The 21,807-nt window shown below is 71.9% G+C and carries 20 protein-coding genes, 3 tRNA genes and 1 pseudogene; 10 read left to right on the top strand and 14 right to left on the bottom strand.

The window, feature by feature from the left end; translation table 11 throughout:
- The first annotated feature begins 127 nt into the window (after positions 1–127).
- Both R2D22_RS04435 and R2D22_RS04430 read left to right on the top strand, forming a co-directional pair.
- Positions 128–1,399 carry an MFS transporter gene (locus R2D22_RS04435; RefSeq protein WP_318101370.1) on the top strand — a complete coding sequence of 424 codons (1,272 nt, stop codon included), beginning with the start codon at positions 128–130 and terminating at the stop codon, positions 1,397–1,399.
- Between the two features lie 122 nt (positions 1,400–1,521).
- Positions 1,522–2,025 (top strand): GyrI-like domain-containing protein, encoded by a 504-nt coding sequence (locus tag R2D22_RS04430; protein WP_318101368.1) that lies wholly within the window; start codon positions 1,522–1,524, stop codon positions 2,023–2,025.
- Here the strand turns inward: R2D22_RS04430 and pspAB are convergent, their stop codons facing one another.
- Both pspAB and htpX read right to left on the bottom strand, forming a co-directional pair.
- Positions 2,026–2,691: a PspA-associated protein PspAB gene (gene pspAB, locus R2D22_RS04425; RefSeq protein ID WP_318101366.1), complete on the bottom strand. Its 666-nt coding sequence runs from the start codon at positions 2,689–2,691 to the stop codon at positions 2,026–2,028.
- Positions 2,692–2,696: 5 nt separating this feature from the next.
- Entirely contained in the window at positions 2,697–3,614 is a 918-nt protein-coding gene (htpX, locus tag R2D22_RS04420; protein WP_318101365.1) for a zinc metalloprotease HtpX, read from the bottom strand.
- A gap of 245 nt (positions 3,615–3,859) precedes the next feature.
- On the opposite strand from htpX, the gene R2D22_RS04415 reads away from it, so the two are divergent.
- Positions 3,860–4,513 carry a hypothetical protein gene (locus tag R2D22_RS04415; protein ID WP_318101363.1) on the top strand — a complete coding sequence of 218 codons (654 nt, stop codon included), beginning with the start codon at positions 3,860–3,862 and terminating at the stop codon, positions 4,511–4,513.
- Positions 4,514–4,559: 46 nt separating this feature from the next.
- On the opposite strand, the gene R2D22_RS04410 is transcribed toward R2D22_RS04415, so the two are convergent.
- The 6 genes and pseudogenes from R2D22_RS04410 to R2D22_RS04385 form a co-directional block, all read right to left on the bottom strand.
- A complete protein-coding gene (locus R2D22_RS04410) occupies positions 4,560–4,847 on the bottom strand; it encodes a cupin domain-containing protein (protein ID WP_318101362.1) in 288 nt (95 codons plus the stop codon).
- Between the two features lie 109 nt (positions 4,848–4,956).
- Positions 4,957–6,180: an MFS transporter gene (locus R2D22_RS04405; RefSeq protein WP_318101360.1), complete on the bottom strand. Its 1,224-nt coding sequence runs from the start codon at positions 6,178–6,180 to the stop codon at positions 4,957–4,959.
- Positions 6,181–6,603: 423 nt separating this feature from the next.
- On the bottom strand, positions 6,604–7,080 hold the full coding sequence (locus R2D22_RS04400; RefSeq protein ID WP_318101359.1) for a hypothetical protein: 477 nt from the start codon (positions 7,078–7,080) through the stop codon (positions 6,604–6,606).
- Positions 7,081–7,243: 163 nt separating this feature from the next.
- Positions 7,244–7,570, bottom strand: coding sequence for an SCO0607 family lipoprotein (locus R2D22_RS36080; RefSeq protein WP_411977123.1), 327 nt, complete (start codon positions 7,568–7,570; stop codon positions 7,244–7,246).
- 112 nt (positions 7,571–7,682) lie between these two features.
- A complete protein-coding gene (locus tag R2D22_RS04390) occupies positions 7,683–8,330 on the bottom strand; it encodes a TIGR03086 family metal-binding protein (protein WP_318101356.1) in 648 nt (215 codons plus the stop codon).
- 86 nt (positions 8,331–8,416) lie between these two features.
- Positions 8,417–8,509, bottom strand: a pseudogene (locus R2D22_RS04385) (YciI family protein); the annotation flags it as partial.
- A gap of 339 nt (positions 8,510–8,848) precedes the next feature.
- On the opposite strand from R2D22_RS04385, the gene R2D22_RS04380 reads away from it, so the two are divergent.
- Complete coding sequence (locus R2D22_RS04380; RefSeq protein ID WP_318101354.1) at positions 8,849–9,205, top strand: hypothetical protein; 357 nt, start codon at positions 8,849–8,851, stop codon at positions 9,203–9,205.
- A 215-nt stretch (positions 9,206–9,420) separates the two neighbouring features.
- On the opposite strand, the gene R2D22_RS04375 is transcribed toward R2D22_RS04380, so the two are convergent.
- Positions 9,421–10,386 (bottom strand): pirin family protein, encoded by a 966-nt coding sequence (locus R2D22_RS04375; protein WP_318101353.1) that lies wholly within the window; start codon positions 10,384–10,386, stop codon positions 9,421–9,423.
- Between the two features lie 185 nt (positions 10,387–10,571).
- Positions 10,572–13,241, bottom strand: a complete 2,670-nt coding sequence (locus R2D22_RS04370; protein ID WP_318101352.1) for an FAD/NAD(P)-binding protein — start codon at positions 13,239–13,241, stop codon at positions 10,572–10,574.
- A gap of 200 nt (positions 13,242–13,441) precedes the next feature.
- On the opposite strand from R2D22_RS04370, the gene R2D22_RS04365 reads away from it, so the two are divergent.
- From R2D22_RS04365 to R2D22_RS04345, 5 genes are all read left to right on the top strand, one after another.
- Complete coding sequence (locus tag R2D22_RS04365; protein ID WP_318101350.1) at positions 13,442–13,909, top strand: RrF2 family transcriptional regulator; 468 nt, start codon at positions 13,442–13,444, stop codon at positions 13,907–13,909.
- A gap of 36 nt (positions 13,910–13,945) precedes the next feature.
- Positions 13,946–14,018 (top strand) — tRNA-Asp (locus R2D22_RS04360).
- Positions 14,019–14,024: 6 nt separating this feature from the next.
- Positions 14,025–14,097, top strand: a tRNA-Gly gene (locus tag R2D22_RS04355).
- 41 nt (positions 14,098–14,138) lie between these two features.
- Positions 14,139–15,476 carry an SDR family oxidoreductase gene (locus R2D22_RS04350; RefSeq protein WP_318101349.1) on the top strand — a complete coding sequence of 446 codons (1,338 nt, stop codon included), beginning with the start codon at positions 14,139–14,141 and terminating at the stop codon, positions 15,474–15,476.
- A gap of 329 nt (positions 15,477–15,805) precedes the next feature.
- On the top strand, positions 15,806–16,948 hold the full coding sequence (locus R2D22_RS04345) for a leucine-rich repeat domain-containing protein (protein WP_318101347.1): 1,143 nt from the start codon (positions 15,806–15,808) through the stop codon (positions 16,946–16,948).
- Between the two features lie 9 nt (positions 16,949–16,957).
- Here R2D22_RS04345 and R2D22_RS04340 read toward each other — a convergent pair whose 3' ends face one another.
- The 3 genes from R2D22_RS04340 to R2D22_RS04330 form a co-directional block, all read right to left on the bottom strand.
- Entirely contained in the window at positions 16,958–17,329 is a 372-nt protein-coding gene (locus tag R2D22_RS04340) for a hypothetical protein (RefSeq protein ID WP_318101345.1), read from the bottom strand.
- A 140-nt stretch (positions 17,330–17,469) separates the two neighbouring features.
- Entirely contained in the window at positions 17,470–19,335 is a 1,866-nt protein-coding gene (locus R2D22_RS04335; protein WP_318101343.1) for an AAA family ATPase, read from the bottom strand.
- Complete coding sequence (locus tag R2D22_RS04330) at positions 19,332–20,735, bottom strand: vWA domain-containing protein (RefSeq protein ID WP_318101342.1); 1,404 nt, start codon at positions 20,733–20,735, stop codon at positions 19,332–19,334. Before R2D22_RS04330 ends, R2D22_RS04335 begins: the two co-directional genes overlap by 4 nt.
- A gap of 102 nt (positions 20,736–20,837) precedes the next feature.
- Between R2D22_RS04330 and R2D22_RS04325 the strand changes: the two genes are divergently transcribed.
- Positions 20,838–20,913, top strand: a tRNA-Trp gene (locus tag R2D22_RS04325).
- 52 nt (positions 20,914–20,965) lie between these two features.
- On the opposite strand, the gene R2D22_RS04320 is transcribed toward R2D22_RS04325, so the two are convergent.
- Positions 20,966–21,802 (bottom strand): hypothetical protein, encoded by an 837-nt coding sequence (locus R2D22_RS04320; RefSeq protein ID WP_318101341.1) that lies wholly within the window; start codon positions 21,800–21,802, stop codon positions 20,966–20,968.
- Positions 21,803–21,807 lie beyond the last annotated feature (5 nt).

The raw sequence follows: 21,807 nt of genomic DNA, 5'->3' as shown, positions 1-21,807 counted from the left end.
TCAATTGATCATCGGGCTGAGACGCCGGCCCCATGCCCAATGTCCTGCGCGAAGTACGGACTGGAGATTCCGGTCGGGGCGGAGGCCCAACACCAATGATCACCGGAGTCATCAGGGAGTCCGCGGCATGACCGGCACCACGGAGGCCCTTGGCGGGCCGGCTGCAGTCGACGATGCGGCACGAAGTGTCGCGCGCCCGTTCTACGTGTACGCCGTGCTCGCCAACACGCTGTTCCAGCGCGGCGTATTCGTCATCTTCCTCTATCAGCGAGGCTTCTCCGTCGCGCAGGTGGCCCTCCTGCAGACACTGCTCTACCTGGTCAGCGGACTTGCGGAGGTGCCGACGGGAGTCATCGCCGACCGCATCGGCAGGCGGGCCGGCATCGTGATCGGCCAGATGCTGATCGCTGGTTGTCTGCTCGGCCAGGTGGCCTTCTCCAACTACTGGGTGTTCCTGGCGCTGTTCGTCGGGCAGGGCGTGGGCATGGCATGTGTGTCCGGTTCGGACACCGCCCTGCTGTACGACCTGCTCGTGCGCCGTGGTGCGACGGCCGGCTACGTCAAGATCAAGTCCCGGTTCACCATGCTCGGGACGGTCACCTCGGGAGCCGCCATCGTCCTCGGCGGCCAACTGCAGGAGATTTCCTGGGGAGTCGTCTACGCCGGTTCGGCGGCGTGTCTCGTCCTGGCCGTGGTGGTGCTGATGTCACGGGTGCCCGAGGTCCGCGGCGCGGATGCGGTGGACGAGCAGGACGGAGCCGAGGAGGAGCACGGCGACGCCACAGCATGGCGGGCGATGCTGCGGGTCGCCACGCCGGCGCTCGTGACGCTGGTCGTGGTGTCCGGGTTGATGCACGCGACTCTGACGCCGTACATCATCTTCACGCAGAAGACCCTCTCCGATCAGGGAGCGGGCACGGCGTTGGTCAGTGTGGTCATATCGGCGGGATTCTTCGCCGGCGGGCTCACTCCGCTGCTGTCGGACCGTGCGGACCGGCGCATCGGGTATCGGGTCATCGTCCCGGTGTCTCTCCTGACGCTCGCCGCGGCACTCGGCCTGAGCGGCCTCGGCCTCGTCTGGGTCACCGTCGCCGCGTTCCTGGCCCTGGTCGGGATTCCCGAGATCACCGCCGTGCTCGTGGACAACGTGTTCAACGAGGCCGTGCCGTCGCGCCACCGGGCGAGCCTCCTGTCGATGATCGCGTTCGTGGAGTCGGCGCTCATCGGGATCGGCTATCTCGTCCTCGGCGCGCTCATGGACGGGCTGGGCTCAAGTGTGGGTATGGCCACGTACGCCGCGGTCCCCGTGCTGGCATGTCTCCTGTGGCTCCCGGTGCTCTTCGGCGGGGCACGGGTGACCACCGAGATCGAGAAGCCCGCCGACCCGAAGGCATCCTGAAGCAGACCGTCGCGGGCCGTGCGCGGTGGATGCGGTTCCGGGCGCGGCGATGCCTTGTCGACGAGCATCCCGTCTGTACGTTCCCAGTACGCCGTCAACGCGGATCGGAGCGCGGGAACGACATGAGCACGGACAGCGAGCGCGACACCAGCATCCCGGACCCCGAGCAGCGGCCCCGGCTCGTGGAAATGGTCCCAGAGACGACCGCCGTCGTACGAGGCGTCGTGTCCCCCGGCGAACTGCGCACGTTCTTCGACGAGGCCTTCGGGACGCTCGGACGGGTGCTTCACGGGCAGCAGGTACCGCCGAAGGGCGCCGCCTTCGGGCTGACTCACGGGGGACCGGGGGAGAAGTGGGACCTGGAGGTCGGGTTCGTCACGGGGCAGGAGGTGCGGGCCGAGGACGGGGTCGTCCCCGGCAGGCTCCCTGGTGGCCGAGTCGCGCGGGTGACGCATCACGGCGGGTTCGACGGGCTGGGGGAAGCCTGGGAGAGGCTCGGGGCCTGGATCCGGGAGCAGGGGCTGCGCGGGGGTGCGGACCGGTGGGAGGTGTACGTGACGCGGCCGACGCCGGACATGGACCCGCGGGACCTGCGGACCGAGCTCAACTGGCCGATCGCCGACTGACTACCCCGCCCCGCCGAGCCCGGCCCCGCCGAGCCCCGGCGCGCCCCAGACCGGGAACCACCGCTCCATGTCCGGCTCCATCGCGAGGTCGTCGGCGAGCAGGCCCCCGACCTGGAGCTCAAGGGCGTTGTCGCGACTCTCGGCACGATCGGTGCGCGGCGCGAAGGGGTAGAACGTGCCGCGCTTGTACAGGTACACGAGCGCGAGGTCGCGCGCCCGGCGCCCGTCGGGGGCGCGGAACGCGGTCAGGGAGCAGAGCAGTTTGGGGCCGAACCCGGCTTCTTCGAGGAGCGTGTTGACCGCGTGCAGGTCATTGACCAGCGAGACCAGATCCTCGGCGGGACGTCGTACGGTGAGCCAGGTGTAACCGTACGTGTCCGAGGAGTACGTCACGGCGTACGCCCCCGGTCGGGCGTCTCGCCCCTCGCCGCCGCCCGCACCCTGGTCGGGTCCGGCCACCTCGACGTCGAGGAGATCCCGTACGTCCTCCTTCAGACGCGCGAAGGCGCCGCCCTCCACCGCGGCGAAGCACACCGACCCGGCGCCGGCCGGGACGAAGCCGGTGCCTGCCTGAAGGGTGATCGCCGCGGCCGGCAGTCCGAAGAGACGGTCCAGATCGGGCCGGACCGGCCGACTGCGCCCGAGGATGCTGTCGAGGAGCCCCACCGCCGTCACGCTCCACCGAGCTGCGCCGAGATCCGCGTGAGCTGCTCGAGCCGCTGCTCCAGAGTGGGGTGGCTGGAGAGCAGCCGGCTCAGGCTCTCCTTGGAGGAGAAGGCGGGCGCGAACCAGAAGGCGTTGTACGGCTCCGCTTTGCGTAGGTCCCGCGTGGGGATCCGGGCCATCTCGCCACTCACCTTGGTGAGCGCGGAGGCGAGCGCCGACGGGCGGCCCGTGAGGAGCGCGGCGGCGCGGTCGGCGGCCAGTTCGCGGTAGCGGGACAGTACCCGGGTCAGCAGGAAGCTGACGATGTAGACGGCACCGCTGACCACGGGGACGAGGATCACCGCGAGGCCCATGGTGCTGTCCCGGCTGCGGCCGAGACCGCTGTAGAGCGCGACCCGCGTCATCATCCCCGCGAGGACGCCGAGGAAGGACGCGATGGTCATGACCGCGACGTCCCGGTGCGCCACGTGCGACATCTCGTGCGCGAGGACCCCCTCCAGCTCCTCCGGTTCCAGGCGTCGGAGCAGGCCGGTCGTGACGCAGACCAGCGCGGTCTTCTCGCCGCGGCCGGTGGCGAACGCGTTCGGCACGTTGCTCTCGGCGATCGCCACCTTCGGCTTCGGCATGTCGGCCAGGGCGCAGATCCGGTCCACGGTGCCGTGCAGCTCGGGCGCCTGCTCGCGGGTCACCTCGCGTGCTCCCATGCCCAGCGCGGCGATCCGGTCGCTGAACCAGAACTGCCCGACGAACAGCGCGCCCGTGATCAGCAGGATGATCGGCCAGGACCCGCGCAGCAGTACGAGCAGGGCACCGACGAAGACCACGTACAGCAGGCCGATCAGGAACATCGTCGTCGCCATGCGCGTCTCGAGCCCCCGGTCGGGGGCGTAGAGCGAGCGGGACGAGGACCGAGTTCTGGGCATCCGCACACCCTCTTCCACGAGCGGGCGGGACCGACAGAACCCCGGGCGGGGCAAGCCTTCCGCCCCCTCCTGCCAGTGTGCTCCCTCGCCCGCCGGAACGGACGCGCGGACTCCGACCGGACCGGACCGGGCGCCGGACGTCGCAGCCCGCGCCGTCGTGAGCGGCACCGACGAAGCGGCGGCCCGCTTCTACAGTGTCCCGAGGTGATGGGGACGGGCGAGATCAGAGAGGTCGGCTCAAGGACGTGGTGCAGCAGATGGAGCAGTTGGCGGACCTGAAGCCCGTCCACCGGCGTCAGGCTGCCGTTCTGGCCCTGTGGCGGTGGCGTGCACCGGCACTCGCGTTCGAGCTCGACGCAGAGTGGGGCGTCGACCGGTCCGTGCTGGAGTCGCTGTTCCATCTGGCAGCATCACCCCCTGGTGAACAGTCGGATCGCGCGCACCGGCGAGCGATCGCCGAGCTGTGCACGGCCCCGCTCTTCACGTCTGAAGTCGACCCGGACACGGTCCAGCTCTTTCAGTTGGAGATCATCAGCAACCTGCTGGCCTTCGGCGAACTCCTGGACAAGCCTGGCGCGGACGAGGTCGAGCGAGTGGTCGAGGCCTCGGCCGGCCTGGCGGACTACCTCGACGGTCTCGTGGAGGGCTCCTTCTACTCTCACCCCTCGGAGGAAGCCCACCTCCAGTACCTCGCCGGCCTGGCGGACCGAGCGAGCGAGGGCTATTTCTCGACGCGCCACCTCGCTGTCGAGACCGCCTGCCACGGTGCACTCGCGTTTCTCCCCGATTCCGCAGGGTTGCCCGACTCGTCCAAGGGCCGCGAGTTGCTCGCGCTCTGCGAGGACTTCGGCGACGAGCTCGTCACGACGATGCAGTGGCTCCGCACGACGGGTCACTAGCGATCGCGTCGTGAGGCGCCCAGCCGAGAGGCAGGCGTCGTCTGGCCTACTGCCCCGTCTTGGTGGGCACCAGATCGAAGCGGTCTTCCTGGTACTGGAAGAGGAGGCAGTCCGCTCCCTTCTCGCATCCGCTCAGGTGCGGCTTGTCCGCGGGGAGGCGGTAGTAGGAGCCGGCCGGGTACCGGACGTGCTTCCCGTCGATCTTCGCGTAGAAGGTGCCCTTCAGAACGACGGTCGGAAGGTCCTGGCTGTGGACGTGCATCGGATTGTCCTTCCCTGCGGGGAACGACACGAACGCTTCATAGCTGCCCCCATCCGCGAGATCGCCCCGCACGTTCGCGTGCCTCGTCCTCCTGATGCGCTGTCGAGTTCACCGGCCGGAAGGGCCGGCCCGTCAGGTTCCGGCCCGTCGAGACGGGCGTCTCCCTACGCGAACCGGCTGGTCACGACGGCAAGTTGGCTTCGGCCATCGACGCAGGCCGATGTGGGTGGGATCTCGTGCGATCGGCCCAGCGGACGGCGGGCCCCATGGCGATACCCGCCGCGGCGAAGAGACCACCGAGCAGGAGCCAGCCGAGAGCACCCCAGCCCAGGACCAAGGTGGTCAGGACAAGAGGACCGAGCATTCGTGCGACGGACTGCCCGGTGCCGAAGAAGCCCTGGTACTGCCCCTGCTTGTCGGCGGGAGCCAGCCCGAAGCTGATCTCCCAGGCGCCCGAGGCGAGCAGCATCTCGCCGAGGACCTGCAGACCTGCCGCCGCCAGGAGAATGAGTGCGGCGGTCCAGGCGGAGGACCCGATCGCGGAGACGGCGAAGACGGCACATGCGGCGAACATGACGAGGCCCGCGTGCCGTACAAACCGCGCGGCGCTGCCGAGGCCCTTCACCCGCCGCGCGACCCGCACCTGGAAGAGGACCACAGTGAGGGTGTTGAGCACCAGGAGCGCGGAGACCGTCCACGTCGGCGCTTGCGTCTGTTGCACGATCCACAGAGGGATCACCAGGCTGATCAACGGCATGTAGAGCAGCATGACCGCATTGATGACGGTGACCACCGCATACGGCCGATCACGTAGGACCGCGAGCCGGGGCTCCCCCGGTTTCGCCTGCGCCGGACGGACCACGGGCAGGCGGCTCAGGACCGCCGCTGCGGCCAGGAAGCTCACGGCGTCCATGACGAAGATGGCCAAGTAGGCCTCGCGGGTGCCGGATTGCAGGGCGAGCCCGCCGAGTGCGGCGCCGACGGCCAGGCCGGCGTTCGTCGTCGACTGCAGGAAGGCGCGGACCTCGGTGCGCCTGTCCTGTTCGACCAGCCCGGCCAGGAGTGCCTGCCGGGCCGCGGTGAGCCCGCACTGGCAGCTCGCGTAGAGGACGGCAGCCACTACGAACAGCGGGAAGGAGCGCACCACCAGGAAGGAGGCCACCGCGAGCGCGGTGGCCAACGCGAGCACGACGGCGGTGCCGCGCGCGCCGCGCCGGTCGGCCTGGTGTCCCAGGGGAACCCCGACCACCGAACCGACCGCCCACCCCAGGGTCAGGCCGAAACCGATCTGGGCAGGGGGCAGGCCCACGATCCCGGCGAAGTAGAGAGCGGACGTGACGTAGAAGGCGCCGTCCCCGATCGAATTCAGCAGCTGGGCCAGTGCCAGCAGGCGCGGCGGCTTCATACGCACGCGCCGGAGGCGGCCAGGCGGGTCCCCGCGTCCGTCGGCGTAAGCGCGGCCCGCTCCTGAAAGAGCCCCTCCCGCCGAACCGCCATCACGTGAAGCCGTGGGGTGGGCCCGGCCGTTGTCGTCGAGCGCACGATGTGTGGGGCCCCGCAGGCGCCGTCCGGGAGCACGCGCACCTCGAAGGGTCTGTTCATGTCGGTCTCGTTCCGTGTGGCGTGCAACTGCGCATCATCATGCTTCCCCCTGTTTCAGCTGGTCGGGATACGTGCCGAGGACACCACTCAACTGCCATGCTGCACAGGGCATCAAGCCACGATCGGAACACGATCGTTCAGTGAAACTCAAGAGAGCGCGTCGTGCACGCGAGTCACCTCGCGGAGCTCTGGCATCCGACGCGCTCAGGGCAAGCGGGGACGACAGTCACTCCTCACGACGGGTCATGTGCATGTGCCAGTTGGTGAGCCAGGTCCGGCCCTCGTCAAGGGAGAACGCCTGCTCCCAATGAGCCGTCGTCTCGCTGATCTCGGACCAGGTGAAACGGACCTTCACCGGGCGACCGTCGTGCTCGTCGTCGCCGTGGAAGACGCCGGTGCCGTCGGCCTCGAAACGCCCGGTGACGGGAGGGAAGAGGGTGCCGCTGCGCTTGCTGGCCCAGTACAAGGACCAGGCGTCGGCGGCGGGATCGTACAGCCGGAGCGTCAGCCCGGCGAAGCCCTTGGTCGGGAACTCGATCTCGTCGAAGCTCGCACACCCGTCGAAGTGGGCTGACGCGCGGGTGAGGCCGGGGAACTCCTCCCATCGGTCCTCTCCCTCGGTGGGGTCGAGGAAGTCCTTGCGCCAGCGGTTGGCGACATCGTAGATGCCGGTGAAGAACGCGAAAGCGGTGCTGTGGTCCATGGCTCGAACGCTAAAGGGACTTCACTGACACCTCGTGTCAGTGAAGATCGCCAGGATTCGGGGCCGACCGGAAGTCCCACAAGCGCCGCCCGACTGCCTGCCCCCGCGACTGCAGCCGGGTCTGCTGAAGACAGGCGAGCTGGTCGGATCCGCTCGCTCCGGGTCAGCCTGCGTCCGGGGCGTCGATGATCTTGCCGTCCTTGTCGAGCGTGTGGGTGTGCCAGTACATGTCCCACTTGTCGCCGACCTGCTCCGGCACCTTGCCCGCCGGGTACCGCACGTACCCGGCTGGAGGCTCCTGCTCGTCCGAGACGCAAGCGGACCCGGTACCGCCCACGGACTGGACGGGATACTCGCCGCTGTTGCAGATGTCCTCCCGATACTCGAACGCGGCGCATCCAGTGAGGGCAACGGCTGCGGCCGCGCCCGCCAGAGCGGCAGCTCCGAAGCGGGCCCTCCCACGGTGCAGGAAAAAGGCGTATCGGCTCATCCCGCGGGACGTGTGCATGCTGGTCTCCAGTCACTCGGTCTGCCCCGTACTCTCGCCACCGGACAGCTGTCGCGCCTTGAGTACGCGTACTCAGATGCACGCGAGTGGATGCTCAACATGACGCATTCCCGTGAGAGTTCGTGAGGACCGGCCCCTGCTGCCGACTGCGCCCGGACAGGTACTGGGCCGGGCGCCAGTCGGGGCGACGGCCGCTGAGGCCGATCACGCGGTTCAGGAGGGGCGCGCCGTCCGGTACGGCGACGACGGGGCCGAAGAACCCCTCGTCGGAGGCGTCTGCGGCCGGAGTCAACAGTGCCTCGGAGACCCGCAGTTCCTCCTCGCTCACCTCGTACGTCCGGCCGCTCGCCCGTGCCAGGTCCCAGCCGTGGATCAGCAGCTCGTCGAGAGCGATCCGGCCCATGACGGTGGCCGGCAGGACGATCCCACCCGCCTGGGTATCTCCCTCCCAGGCTCCCGGCTCCCGCCAGGCGGCGGCCAGCTCGTCCAGTGCCTTCGGCAGGGCCGTCCGCCAGTCGTCCGCCAGTACCGGGCGGGACGAGCCGGGCGGTGTGTCGGTCGTCGGCCCGAACTGCTTGCGGGCCGCGTCGCGGAAGGCGACGCTGAGCCCGGCGACGTGGGCGAGCACCTCCCGTACGGCGTACTCGGAGCAGGGCGTCGGATCGCCGAGCCGCTCGTCGGCAATGCCTTCCGCGACACGGGCTACGCGCTCCGCGGCCGCCCCGAGATCGATCGGTTCCATGCGTGATGTGTTCTCCATGCAGTGGAGACCGCTGGTTTTGCCGAAACTCATCGCTCCGCGCGGCCTGGCAGCAACCGGCTGGGGTCCTGCTCGCTCCACACGGGGCTCTGCGCGGTGTCCTTGCCGCCCATGGCGTCGTAGTCGACCTGGGCGCCCTGCACCATGACGAGGTACTTCATGACGTCCTCCTTCGCTCGTGGTCTCCCTGTTGCCTTCCACAGGGGACGTCGAAGCAGGGCGCTGTTTCTCGACAGCTCGCGGAGCCCGCCCCGGATTCTCCTCCGATTCCACCCGCACGAACCACGGCAGTGTCCGGCGCATCATGTGACTGGTTCGTGCACGGGTTACCGGTCCGGGTTCCTGGCCGCGCGACAGATTTCCGTGAGAGCACTCGAAGGGGTGGATTGCGCCGCGCAACAGGCTGGGGATGGTTAACGCATCTCGATCAATCTGCCTAGGAGAAATGAATGACACGGAGTACGCGCTTCAGCCTCCGATCCCGGCGGTTCTGTGGAGCCTTGCTTGCTGCCGGGCTGCTCGGCACGGCTCAAGCCGGTATGGCCGTTGCTGCGGCGAAGCCAGTGCCCTTCTCCTTCAAGTACCGTCTTGAATCGCAGACATGGCAGCAGGGTGCTGGCAAGACGACTCTCAGGATCATGAACTGCAACAAGTCCGAGAAGTTCCACGCCGAACTGTTCCGCTCTCGGGTGGGGCGAGACGCGTCGGCGGGGGGAGCAACCCTGAAGTGTGCGAAGGGCCAGGAATTCACTTACAAAGCACCCGTCGAGGGAACCTACTACTTCGTGTTCACCAAGCTCGATGACCGCAAGGTGCTCAAGGGGGACGCGATCTTCCTCTTCCCCAATCCGTCCTGAGGTAACTGGAGGCCAATGCCCCGCCTCTGCGGGGCGCTGATCGGTCAGAGTAAGGATGCCGATGCAGGCGGCGGCCAGGATCTGGTGGCGGCAGCGCACCTCGGGAGAAGCCCGACGAGCCTTCTGGTGAGTGTTTTCGGGCGCAGCGAGCAGGGGCCGAGCGGGCAGGGCGGCGCTCGCTCGGCCCTCGTGCGACCGAGCCGCGAATGGGCAGGTCAGCGTACTCGGCCTCGGGGCTTGAGCGGGACGGGCGGCAGTTCGGGGGCGTCCAGGCGGTCGCCGGCGTAGCCCTTTACTTCGCCGAATCTCGACCCGGTCATCCAGTCCTCGCGGGCCTGGGTGATGTCGTCCTGCGACCTGCCGATGAAGTTCCACCACATCACCAGCTCCTCCTCGAACGGCTCGCCGCCCAGGAGCATCAGGCCCGCGTCGGAGACCGCGCGCAGTGGCAGTTCGGTGCGGCCGCAGCCGAGGTAGAGCATCGAGCCGGGCAGCACCGGCACACCGTCGACCTCGGCCTCGCCGGACATCGACAGGACCGCGTACTCGAAGTCCGGCTCCAGCGGCAGCACGGTCTCCGTGCCCGCGGTCACGGCGAGGTCCGCGCCGACGATCGGGCTGTACGTCGTGCCGGGGGAGCGGGCGCCGTCCAGCTCGCCCAGGATCACCGTGGCGGTCAGGCCGGTGGCCGTCACGCGGGGCAGTTCCGCGTGGTGCTGGAAGTGCGGCTCGACATGCCGGTGCGCGTCCGGCAGCGCCACCCACAGCTGCGCGCCGTGCAGGAAGCGGGCGTGGTCGCGCGGGCTCTCCTCCGAGTGGGAGATGGCCCGGCCGGAGGTCATCAGGCCCAGCTCGCGCGGCCGGATCGTCTGCAGGCTGCCGGTGCTGTCGCGGTGCAGCACCTCGCCCTCGTGCAGCCAGCTGACGGTCTGCAGCCCCATGTGCGGATGGGGCGGGACCTGCATGCCGGGCTCGTCCGCGATGTCGTCCGGACCGTAGTGGTCGACGAAGGCCCACGCGCCGACCATGCGCCGGCCGAGGTTGGGCAGCAGCCGGCGCACCTCGGTCGACTCGCCGAGCTTGACGTGGCGCGGGCTGAGGAGTTCCCGTACCGGCTCGGCGACGACGAAGCCGCGTCCGCCGCAGACACTGGGCGTGGGCTGACGGTCAAGGTTGCTCATGGGCCACAACCTAGTGGGCGCGGGGTCGTCCGCCGGGTGTTTTCGCCCGGCGTCCACCGGGCGATTTCGCCCGATGGAACACGCGCCGGCCGCCTCGGCCGACGCCTCGTCAGGCGAGTCCTTCGACGGCCTCGGGGGCCCGGACTCGCCCTGCCCCCGCCCCACTCCACCCCGCCCCCGGCCTGTCAGGCCTGTTCGCCGAGTGCCGCCAGGCGGCGGGTGTCCAGGGGGGAGTCGCGGCGGTCCAGGCGGGACTGGAGCAGGTGTCGGGCCGCGTCGCTCTGGCCGGCCTCCACCAGCGCGTACAGGAGCGTCTCCTCGACCACCTCGCGCTGCGCCGCGCTGCCGCCGACCCGGCGCAGCGTGGGCAGCAGGGCGCGCAGCCCCTCGACGGCCGCGGACCAGCGCTCCTCCAGTACCGCCTCCAGGGCCACGCACAGCGGGGCGACCACCTCGCGCTGCACCGCGTCCGCGCCCGCGGTGTGCCGGCGCAGTCGGCGCAGGCCCGCCAGGTCGCCGGCGGCGGTCAGTGCGACCGCGCCGTGCAGGGCCGTGAACGCCGTCGCAGGACGCTCCACCAGCTCGGCCGCGACCGCGTCGAGGACGTGCCCGACGGGCATCCGGCCCGCCCAGTTCCGGCACATCCGCGCCCGCCACAGCAGCGAACCCGAGTCGACCAGCGCCCGCACGCCGTTGACGCGGTGCGGGGCGAGCTGCGCGAACCAGCGGCGGCGCACCGCGTCCGGGTCGTCCAGGGCGAGTTCGTGCAGCGCCACGTGCCAGGAGAAGTGGGCGCGGTGGACCGCGCCCCGGCCGTGCCCGGAGATCCAGCCGTCGAGCCAGTCCCGCCCGGCGTGGTGGTCGCCGGACTCGTAGTGGACGTGGGCGAGCGCGTGCACGGCGTGCCCGGAGGCCGGCTCGGCGGCCAGCGCCTCCCGGGCCAGGACGCCGGCCTCGTCGATCCGCCCCTCCTCCTGGAGCAGGAAGGACCGCAGCGAGGTGTGGAACCAGTGCCCCTCGTACGCCGGAGCGGTGCGCTCCACCAGCCGCTGGGCCAGGTTGTCGTCGAGGTCGCCGACGCCGGAGAAGGCGATGGTCGGGACGGCGGTGCTCAGTGCCAACGCGTCGCCGGGGAACCGCTCCAGGTGCCCGACGAGCGCCCGGTCGCCGTCGTCCGCGGCGATCCGGCGGCCGACGACGTCCACGAACGAGCGCTCCCGCTCGTCCCCGCGCTCGGCCGCTGCTCGGCGGGCGTCCGCGAGCGCCCGTGGCACGTCGACGTCCGCCCCGCACTCGTGGCCGAGCAGCGCGAGCGCGGCATGGCCGAGCGCGAAACCGGGGTCGAGCTCGACGGACCGGGCGAAGGAGTCGGCCGCCTTGGCCCGTACGGTCACCACGCGGCCGAGCCCGGCGCGGTAGGCGGCCGCGGCGGCGGCGTGCGTGGACACCGGCAGCCCGAACTGGTCGGTGGGGCGGCGCCGGGCGGGCCGTACCCGCGCCGCGGCCGGCGCGAGCACCGCCTCGGCGACCTCCCGGGCCTGGGCGCGGATCTCCGGGATCGCGGTCGTCTCCCACAGCTCGCCGCGCCGGGGCGCGCCGAGGGTGAACAGCGGTCGTGCGGCGTTGTGTCGGGCCCCGACAAGCCGGCCGCCGTCGGTTGCGACGCCGATCCCCAGCGGGCCCGGCATGGCGAGCCCGTCGGCCAGCAGTCCGGCCCACAGCGGGTCGCCGTCCGGGCGCATCCCGGGGCCGGTGCAGTCGACGACCCGGCCGACGCGCAGCTCCCGCCCGTCGGCCAGGACGACGACGAGGCCGTCGTCCAGCGGGCGGACGGCGGCGACCCGGCCGGCGTGCACCCGCAGCCGGTGGGCGGCGCGGATCCGGGAGACGGCCTCGGCCGTGGTCGGCGCCATGCGGTGCCGGTGCACGTTCCAGCGGGTCGCGTCGCGGCCCAGGAACTCGGCGCGCTCGTCGTCGTCCAGGCCCTGCCACAGTGCGGCGATGTGCGGGCGGATGCCGTCCATCGCGGGCCGCCAGTCGCCGTGTTCGCGCATCGAGGCGGCCAGGTGGCGGCGGAGCGCGGCGCGGAGCCGGGGCAGCGGGAGGCCGGCCAGCCCTTCCGGGGCGGGCATCGGCGGCAGCGGGGCGACGGCGTGCGGCCGGGGGAGCAGGCCGCTGCGGGACAGGGTGTGCACGGTGCGGCCGGGCCGGTCCAGGACCAGCGCGAGGTCGACGGCGGTGAGCCCGGCGCCGACCAGCAGCACGTCCTCCGCGTCTCCGATCGCGTCGAGAGCCCCGGGGGCCCAGGGCCGGGCGACGAACCGGTCCGAGGCACGCAGTTCGTCCGGCGACCACGCGGACGTGCCCGGCGCGGGTCCGGTCGCCAGGACCACGGCGTCGGCGTCCAGGGTCGCGCCGTCGGCGAGGCGCAGGACGAAGCCGTCGGTCGCGTCGGGTCCGTCCGCCTTCTTCCGCGCCGCGCAACGGGTCACCGTGGTGCGCAGCCGGCGCACCGCGACCGTGCCGTGCGCCGTGATGATCGCCCGGCCGAGGGTGTCGGCGAGGTACGAGCCGAAGCGCCACCGCGCCGCGAAGTCCCCGGCGGTGACCGTCGATTCGCCGTGTCGGCACAGCCAGCGCTGGAAATGGCCGGGATCGTCGGGGTAACAACTCATCCCGCCGACCGGCACGTTGAGCCGGTGGGCCGGAACCTCGGTGGCGTACGCGACGCCGCGGCCGGCCTCCGGAGCGGGGTCGATGAGCACCAGGTCGAGCGGTGTACGGCGCCGCGCCGCGGTCTCGCACAGCTGGACGGCCACCAGCGCTCCGGCGGCCCCGGCGCCGACCACGGCCACCACGGGACGATCGGAGGTGGGGAGCGCTGACGTCGCGGGAACCAAAGGAACCACGGGGACCACGGGATGCACCTTGAACCTCCGGCGTCGGGGCGGGTGTCGCTCGCACTGGGAAGTTCACTATGTCGATGAACAATGTGTATCGCCAAGAGCGCCGCACCCCGGCCACCATTTCCCGCCACCCGTGAGACATTGAGGCGGTGAGGATCTCAGCGCGCACGGACTACGCGGTACGGGCCATGGCGGAGCTCGCCCGGTCCCCCGAGCGGCCCCGGAAGGCCGAGGACGTCGCGGGCGCCCAGGACATCCCCGTGCGGTTCCTCTTCGTCGTCCTCAGCGAACTGCGCCAGGCCCGGCTGGTGCGCAGCGAGCGTGGGCCGGACGGCGGCTACGCGCTCACCCGGCCGCCGGCCGAGATCACCCTCGCCGACGTGATCCGGGCCATGGACGGGCCCCTCGTCAGCGTGCGCGACCTGAAGCTGACCGGCCTGGCGTACGAAGGGGCGGCGGCCCCGCTCCCCGACGTCTGGCGGGCCGTGCGGACCAGCCTGCGGCAGGTCCTGGAGGGCACCACGCTGGCCGACCTCGCCTCCGGCGAACTGCCCGACCTGGTCCGCGAGCGGGCGCAGACGTACAACGACGACGTACGGAGCTACCCGCCGCGGTGACCCCGTGCGGGTCGACGATATGATCACCGGCACTGTCCGGACGTAGCGCAGAGGCAGGCGCGCCGACTTGTCAGGTCGAGTCACGTCGGTTCGAATCCGACCGTCCGGGCAGCACGGTCCTGTAGCGCAGAGGCAGTCGCACCCTCTTGCCCAGAGGGGACACGCCGGTTCGAATCCGGTCGGGGCCACGGGAAGGACGACAGCGGGGCAGGGCGGGGCGGGGCAGGGCATGGAACAGATCAGCGACGCGGAACTCGCCGCGTTCCACCGGACGGTCGGCCGGCTGCGCGCGCTGCCCGTCGACGACCCGGTCCGGCTCCACGCCGAGCAGGTGGCCGCCTCGTTCGCCCGCGAGGGCCGGAACCGCCGCCGCAAGTCCCGCAACGACGCGCGCGCGGCGGCGGACGCCGCCGTGGTGGCCGCGACGGCGACCGGCGCGGTCGCCCGGCGCGAGGACGCGCCGCTCACGCCCGGCGACGAGGGAACGGCCGGGGTCTTCCACCGGCCCCGGCGTTGCTACGTCTGCAAGTCGTTCTATCGACAGGCCGACGCGTTCTACCACCTGCTCTGCCCGGGCTGCGCCGCCGACAACACCGCCCGCCGCTCCCTGAGCACCGACCTCACCGGCCGTCGGGCGCTGCTCACCGGCGCCCGGGTCAAGATCGGCTTCCAGCTGGCGCTGATGATGCTCCGCGACGGCGCCGAACTCCTCGTGACCTCCCGGTTCCCGCACGACACGCTGCGGCGGTTCCGCGCCGAGCCCGGCAGCGAGGCGTGGCTCGACCGGCTCACCGTCGTCGCCGTCGACCTGCGCGACCCGCGGCAGGTCCTCGGCCTGTGCGAGCGGCTCCGCCAGGACGGCGAACCGCTGGACATCCTCGTCAACAACGCCGCCCAGACCGTCCGCCGACCGCCCGAGTCGTACGCGCTGCTCGCCTCCGGCGAGACCGCGGCGCTCCCCGAGGGCGTCTGGCACGCGCCCGGATACGCGCCGATGCGCGCGCTCGCGGCGCCGGCCGCGGGGGGCGCGCTGGCCCTCGTACTGGAGGAGGCGGACGAGGCGGGCCTGCTGCCCGACCACGCGCCCGCCAACTCCTGGTCCGCCCGGCTCGGCGAACTGGACCCGGCCGAACTCCTGGAGACCCAGCTCGTCAACGCCCTCGCGCCCGCGCTGCTGGTCGACCGGCTGCTGCCGCTGCTGCTGGCCTCGCCGCGGACGAATCGGTACGTCGTCAACGTCACCGCCGTGGAAGGCCGGTTCGCCGTCCGCAACAAGATGGCCGGCCACCCGCACACCAACATGGCGAAGGCCGCGCTCAACATGCTCACCCGCACCAGCGGCGCCGAACTCGCCGCCCAGGGCGTCCACATGTGCGCCGTCGACACGGGCTGGATCACCGACGAGAACCCCCTGCCGAAGAAGACCCGCATCGCCGACACGGGCTTCCGCACCCCCCTGGACATCGTCGACGGCGCGGCCCGCGTCTACGACCCGATCGTGCGCGGCGAGGCGGGCGCGCCGGTGTCGGGCGTGTTCCTGAAGGACTACCAGGAGGCGGAGTGGTGACGGCGACGGGGACGGGGGAGCACGGCGAAGCCGACGGAGGCGCCGAGAGCGCCGGAGGCGCCCGGCGGACCCCGTCCGCAGGCTCCGCCGGGGCGCCTGCGACGAGCGCTGCCTTCGCGTCGGGCGCGTCGTCGCCAGCCGTGTCCGCGGCGGACGCCGGCCCCGCCGGCGACTCGGGTCACACCGCGCCGCCCGCCGGTGCTGCCGGCACGGGCCCGTCGCACCGCGCGGCACCTGCGACGAGCGCTGACCTCGCTGATGCGTCGCACCACGCCGGCCGGCCCACCCCTGCCGGCTACGCCGGGGTCCCCGCTGTGCTGCCTCGGTCCGTGGCCGATCTCGGGCCGTTGCTGGACTGGCTGCGTGGTGGGGCGGTGGCCGAGCGACGACTCGACTTTCCGGCCGGGACGGCGATGCCCGACGGGCGGCTCGACCTGTGCAAGCAGGCGCTCGGGCCCGAGGGGGCCGCGCTCGTCGCCGAGGCTCTCGGCGACACCGCGCGACCGGCCCGCGTGCGGCATCTGCTGCTCGGTACCGACGGGCTCGGCGACGACGGAGCGGCCGACGTCGCCGAGAAGACCGTGGGCGCGGGAGTGGAGACGCTCTACCTGGGCTGCAACGGCATCACCGCAGGCGGCGCCTGCCGGATCGCCGACAGCCTGCGCGCCTCCGAGCACGTCGTCGGCGGCGTGTGGCTGAAGCGCAACCCTCTCGGCCCCGACGGCGGACGGGCCGCCGCCGACCTGGTCGCCGCCGCCTCCGGGCTGCGCACCCTCGACCTCGTACAGACCGGCCTCGACCCGGCGGGCCTCGCCGTCCTCGCCGAGGCGCTGCTCACGGCCGCCGCCTCCGGCCGCCGCATCGAACGGCTCTTCGTCGGCGGCAACCCGCTCGGCCGCACCGGCGCGGCCCCGCTGGCCGCGCTGCTCGCGGCCGGAGCGGTCGGCGAACTGTACGCGTCCGCCGCCCGGTTGGGCGACGAGGGCGCGCTGCTGCTCGCCGCCGCTCTGGAGCGAGCCCCGTACGGCCGGACGGCGCGGCTCTCGGTCGCGAGCAACGGCATCGGCCCCGAGGCGGCCGCCCGGCTCGTCGCAGCCGCGGCGGGCGCCGGCGTCGAACTCCTCGACTTCGGCCGGGTCCGGGCCGCCGGAACGCTCGGCGCGGCCGACAACCGCCTCGATCTTGCCGCCGCGACCGCGATCGGCGAGACCCTGGCCTGCCGCGAACACCGCCTGACCCACCTGGTCCTGGCCCACACGGGCCTCCGCAGCCGCGAGGCGCACAAGATCCTCGATGCCGCGCCGAACGCCGTCAGCCCCACCCGGTACGTCCTCGGCAAGGGCATCGCGACCAGCGTCCGCCGCCGGCTCGACGCCTTCAGCGCCCATCTGCCGATGCCGGCGGTCGCTGCCGACGTGGCCGCCGTTCGCAGCGTCCACCGCACGGCCCCACCGACGACCGAGGGGCTTTAGCAGTTCCCGCTACGCGATGAGGTGTTCTCCGTTGACCCATGCGCTCGCGTAGCCGAACATGCCCCCCGTGGCGATGCGGACGGGACCTGCGTAATAGCGGTAGTTGCCGTCGTCCTGTGGGCTGAGTGCACCGTCCTTCCGGACGATCTGGACGGCGGTGGGCAGGTAGACGCCCCAGTACGCATCCGTGTGGTAGACGATCGCGCAGTAGTTGTCGCCCTCCCGGAAGATCCTCAGGTCGCCCTTGACTCCGACATGGCGGCCCACCTGCGTCCCGCCGCAGCCCTCCGCCGCCTGAGCCGTCCCCGTGGCGGCCGTCGTGAGCCCCGCGGTCATCAGCAGCGTGGCGGCGACGCCGGCCGCCCTTCTTCTCAAGCTCATCGCACATCCCTTCGACGATGGTGAACACCCCGGTGTAGCGGCATCCGTCGGAGAAACGAATCGTTCCGCCGCGCCTTGGCCGGAACGGCACCGGGCCACGTCCGACAACCGCCGCCGCCCCCGCCGCCTGTCGGCGCGCGTCAGCGCGGCAGCGTCGTGAAGATCTCGATCCAGAACCGCTGGTGCTGCTCCGAGGCGCCCACCAGGTACGTCGAGCGCAGCTTCGGCGGCAGCAACGCCACCAGCCGGGCCACGGCCTTCCGGTGCTTCTTCAGCTGCGACAGCTCCGCGTTGGCGATGACCTGGTGCACCGTGTCGCTGTCGTCGCCGCCCTCGGGGGACCGTTCCGCCGCGCGGCGGAGCCGGGCCTCCCACGCGTCGACCTGCCGGGTCAGCTCCCGCAGCCCCGTGACCGGCCGGTTGTTCAGGCGGTCGATCAGCGAGGCCAGCGGCACCGGCGCGTACTCGCCGTCACCGAGGTAGACCGTGCCCATCTCCAGCGGCAGGCCCCGCTGGTGGAGCTTGATCAGCCGCTCGATGGTCCGCTTCGTGATCCAGGCGCGGCCGTCCTCGTCGATGTCCTGCTTCCACCAGTCGAGCACCGTCTCGGCCACCGGCCCGTACTTCTCGATCAGCCACTCGTTCGCCGGGATGTCCCCGGGCTCGACGGTCAGCGAGGCCGTGAAGCGGGTCGCCTGGGCGATGTTGTTGCGTGCCACCAGCAGCTTGCGGCCCAGGTGGTACGGGGGGTTCTGCACGGCGATCTGCGCCCGGAGCCCCTCGATCCGCCGGCCCGCCAGCGACCACTCCTGCGTGATCTCCATCAGCTTGGCGAACGCCGCCTTGTCCTTGGGGCGGTTGTACTCGTCCCAGACGATGGCCTTCGGCTCCGGCCCGGTGAACGCGGCCGCGAGCAGGTTGTCCAGCGATCCGTCCTGCGTCGGGACCGGCGCGCAGAGGTCCTCCACGTTGGTCACCGGCAGCGAGAAGTACAGCGGCTCCCGCCCGTCCAGGCCCTCCCGCACGGTCTGCCGGACCAGCTCCGTCTTTCCGCAGCCGGGCGGGCCCTGCAGCAGCACCGTCCACCGGTTGCGCAGTGCCGCCCGCACCACCCGGCGGACCGGGTCGGGGACGGTCGCCGGGTTCGGGACGCCCAGGGCCGCGGCGATCCGGTCCAGGATCTCCTGCGTCCGGTTCTGCCCCGGCCGGCCGTCGGCGAGCGGCTCGACGAGCCGCAGCCGCTCGCCGTTGACCAGCGGAAGGCCCCAGCGCAGCGGGAAGCCCTCCTGCGCGTTGGCGAGGATGTGGTCGAGGGTGCGCGGGGAGAGCAGCTCGCGCAGCGCGGGGCTCAGCGACGCCCACACCGCGTACACCCCGCCGAGGTCCCAGCTCCGGTACTTCGCGGCCAGCTTGAACCGCCACGCCGTGTCGTTCGCGGTGATCCGGACCGTGACCATCCGGTCGAGGATGGCCAGGTCGCTGCGCCGGGCCGCCGTCTCCGCCAGCGACTCGTTGTCGGTGAGGAACACCCCGATGCAGCCCAGCGCCCGCAGGTCGTAGCCGCCGAGCGTCCAGTTGCAGGCGATCTGCATCAGCTGGGACTGGATCGACTCCCCGGCCTGCAGCGAGTCGTCGATCAGCAGCACGAACGGCCGGCCCGGCTTGAGCTGGCTCATCACCAGCTGGCGCAGCACCAGTTCGCCGGTCGCCGCGTCCCGCACCGGCGCGTTCGCGAGGAGGTCGTCCGGGGTGAGGTTGGCGGCCGGGACGAAGACCAGCTCGGCGTCCGGGTACGCCTCGGCCACATGGGAGAAGAACGTCGCGGTCTTGCCGACGCCGTGCTCGCCGAAGACCTGGCCGGTCTGCCCCATGTCGATCATCGCGTCGATGAACGACTCCAGCCGCGACACACCTGTCCAGCCCTCCGGCGGCTTCGGATAGGTGGCGTTGGCCCGCCACGCAACCGCGCGGGCGGGGGGTGAGGGGACGGTGGGCGAGGTCGTCATCTCGATCCTGTCGTGACGCGATGGCAGGCCATCGGGGGAGTGTGGGCGTCGGGCCAGTCGCTGCCGCCCTCGGTGATCAGCCAGATCCACTTGTCGGGCTCGGCCGGGGTGATGTGCGGGGCATAGCCGTCGGTGAGCATCACCACGGCGTCCGGTGTCGCCTCGAACGGTCGCCCGTCGATCGTCGTACGGCCCTCCACGTAGTCCGCGACCGCCTGGAAGCTCGTCCCGCCGCCCCCATAGACCCGCTCGCCGGGCGCGAACGGCATCACCACGGCGTCGAAGGACAGCCAGTGCGCCTCCACCCCGTCGATCCCGCCGACCAGTTCGGTCAGCCAGTCGATCACGTACCCCGGCATCGAGCCGGACGTGTCGTACGCGATGACCAGGACCTTCTCCCGGACCGGGCCGCGCCGGGACAGCATCGGATCCTGGCCGAGCGCCGCGAGCAGCGCGCCCCGCTTCTTCGGGTACACCAGCCGCTCGCCGTCCCGCAGCTTGGACGCCATCACGTCCACCAGCCAGCGCTGCCACCAGTCCACCCGCCCCGTCCGCACGGTCTGCCCGCGCAGCAGCCCCGCGCCGAGCCGGCCCCACATCCGGGACACCCGCTCGGTCGCTCCGTCCGTGCGGTCGAAGAGGTCACCGAGCTCCTGCTCGGCCACCGCGTGCCCGCGGCGGGCCGCGAGCAGCGAGTTGAGCAGCACGGAGGACACCGTGGCGTCGACGGTCTCCTGGTCCGCCGGGATCCCGGCGTGCGTCAGGTGCACGCACACCGGGGGCGGCACCGGCGGATGGGCCATCCGCTTCAGCTCGCCGTACACCGTCATGTCCGTGGCGATGAACTGCGGGTACTCCACCGGCTCCAGGCCGTGCGCCCGCAGGTCCTCCTGGTACATGCGGTGGATCGCGTGCGGGTCGATGCCGGCCGGCCGGCCGTCGCGCAGCGGCAGCTCCTCGCGCCCGAGTCGGACCAGCGCCACATGGTTGATCGACACCTCGGCGGCCAGCGTGAACACCGGGTCGTCCCGCAGCTCCGGCTCGACGAACAGATGCCGGTGGACCAGGTGCCGCGCCTCGTGGAACAGGACGAACTTCACCCCGTCCAGGCCGAGATCGACGAAGAACTCCGGGTTGTAGAGCAGCAGGCAGGTACCGTCGCCGCTCGCCACCACGGCGGCGGTGTCGATCGCCGACGTCGGTATCTGGTGATGGCACTTCGCGTACAGCCACGAGGCCACCGCAGAGCCGGACAGCCCGAAGTCGAGCAGCGCGGCCTCCTTCAGCCGCCGCGCCTCGGCCACCACCGCCTCGTCGGCCGGCCGCCAGCGCTCCAGTGAGCGCCGGTCCGTCAGGTCGACGACATGACGCGGCCGTCCGCCGCGCTCCCCGTACGCCATGCCCCCGTCCACCCCCTTCGTGCGTGTTCATTGGTATCAGGGCCCACCGACAACCGGCGAAGGTGTTTCCGGCGGAACGGTTCGCCTAGGATCTGCGGCAAGGCGGGGCCGTAGCGCAGAGGCAGACGCACCGGTCTCCAGAACCGGAACACGCTGGTTCGACTCCAGCCGCCCCGCCCCCTACGCCCGTACAACGCGTACAACCCGTACGCGCCCTACGCCCCGTGCGCTCAGGCGATCGCGCCCGACGTGACGATCAGCTCCGGCGCCGTGCCGGTGAACGTGGGCAGCAACTGGGCGAGGACCGCCCAGGCTTCGAGGTTGCCGCCGAGCGAGTCCCGTACCAGCGGCCGCAGCACGGCCTCCGCCTCCGGCATGCGGGCGGGGAACGCCCAGCGCCCGGTGTCCAGGACGGTCAGGACCGTGCGGGCCGACCGCCACTCCCGTACGTACTCCGCAGGACCGTCGATGATGCCGCCGGTCCGCATCCGGTGCGCGTACGACGGGTGGTCCGAGAACCGCTGCCGCAGCACGTTCGGGCAGTCGGGCCGCAGGGCCAGTGCCCAGCGGGCGAAGCCGGGCAGCGGCTGTTCGACGTCAGCCTCGATCACGGCCGTCCAGTCCGCGCGGCCCAACTGGTTGGCGGCGGCACGTCCCTGTCGCATGGTGCGCACGGCGCGCAGCGCGGGCACCGCCTCGCCGGGACCGAATCGCCGGACCCCCTCCGGCATCGGCCGGCCGCGCAGGGCGCCGTTCAGCGGCAGGGTGCGTCCTCCGTCGGGGCCGAACGGCTCGCCCTTGAGGACGGAGAGCTCCAGGGCGCCGGGCAGGCCGCTGCTGAGGACGACGAGTTCGTTGATCTCGGGATCGTCGGCCTCCAGCATCCACTGGCGGGCGGAGACCGGCACCGAGGACGCGGCGATCCGCGGGATGGCGGTCCAGCGGTCCGGCACGGCGGCCGGACGGTCCTCGAGTCGGATCCGCTCGCGCACCCGCGCCGCGTCGTCCGCCTCGGCGAAGGAGAGCAGGACGTCCAACGCCCTGTCCGTGTCCTGGTCGTGCCTCATGACGC

The sequence above is a fragment of the Streptomyces sp. HUAS YS2 genome (assembly GCF_033343995.1).
Classification (GTDB): Bacteria; Actinomycetota; Actinomycetes; order Streptomycetales; family Streptomycetaceae; genus Streptomyces; species Streptomyces solicathayae.
The sequence above is the reverse complement of the archived record's forward strand: the minus strand, read 5'-3'. Positions and strand labels throughout refer to the sequence as shown.

Bases quoted from the DNA above. Each gene is read 5' to 3' on its own strand.
- R2D22_RS04405 (WP_318101360.1), bottom strand. From the start codon at position 6,180: ATGAAGCCGCCGCGCCTGCTGGCACTGGCCCAGCTGCTGAATTCGATC.
- htpX (WP_318101365.1), bottom strand. From the start codon at position 3,614: ATGCCCAGAACTCGGTCCTCGTCCCGCTCGCTCTACGCCCCCGACCGG.
- R2D22_RS36080 (WP_411977123.1), bottom strand. From the start codon at position 7,570: ATGAGCCGATACGCCTTTTTCCTGCACCGTGGGAGGGCCCGCTTCGGA.
- R2D22_RS04435 (WP_318101370.1), top strand. From the start codon at position 128: ATGACCGGCACCACGGAGGCCCTTGGCGGGCCGGCTGCAGTCGACGAT.
- R2D22_RS04400 (WP_318101359.1), bottom strand. From the start codon at position 7,080: ATGGACCACAGCACCGCTTTCGCGTTCTTCACCGGCATCTACGATGTC.
- R2D22_RS04320 (WP_318101341.1), bottom strand. From the start codon at position 21,802: ATGAGGCACGACCAGGACACGGACAGGGCGTTGGACGTCCTGCTCTCC.
- R2D22_RS04375 (WP_318101353.1), bottom strand. From the start codon at position 10,386: ATGAGCAACCTTGACCGTCAGCCCACGCCCAGTGTCTGCGGCGGACGC.
- R2D22_RS04340 (WP_318101345.1), bottom strand. From the start codon at position 17,329: ATGAGCTTGAGAAGAAGGGCGGCCGGCGTCGCCGCCACGCTGCTGATG.
- R2D22_RS04335 (WP_318101343.1), bottom strand. From the start codon at position 19,335: ATGACGACCTCGCCCACCGTCCCCTCACCCCCCGCCCGCGCGGTTGCG.
- R2D22_RS04430 (WP_318101368.1), top strand. From the start codon at position 1,522: ATGAGCACGGACAGCGAGCGCGACACCAGCATCCCGGACCCCGAGCAG.
- R2D22_RS04330 (WP_318101342.1), bottom strand. From the start codon at position 20,735: ATGGCGTACGGGGAGCGCGGCGGACGGCCGCGTCATGTCGTCGACCTG.
- R2D22_RS04390 (WP_318101356.1), bottom strand. From the start codon at position 8,330: ATGGAACCGATCGATCTCGGGGCGGCCGCGGAGCGCGTAGCCCGTGTC.
- R2D22_RS04350 (WP_318101349.1), top strand. From the start codon at position 14,139: ATGGAACAGATCAGCGACGCGGAACTCGCCGCGTTCCACCGGACGGTC.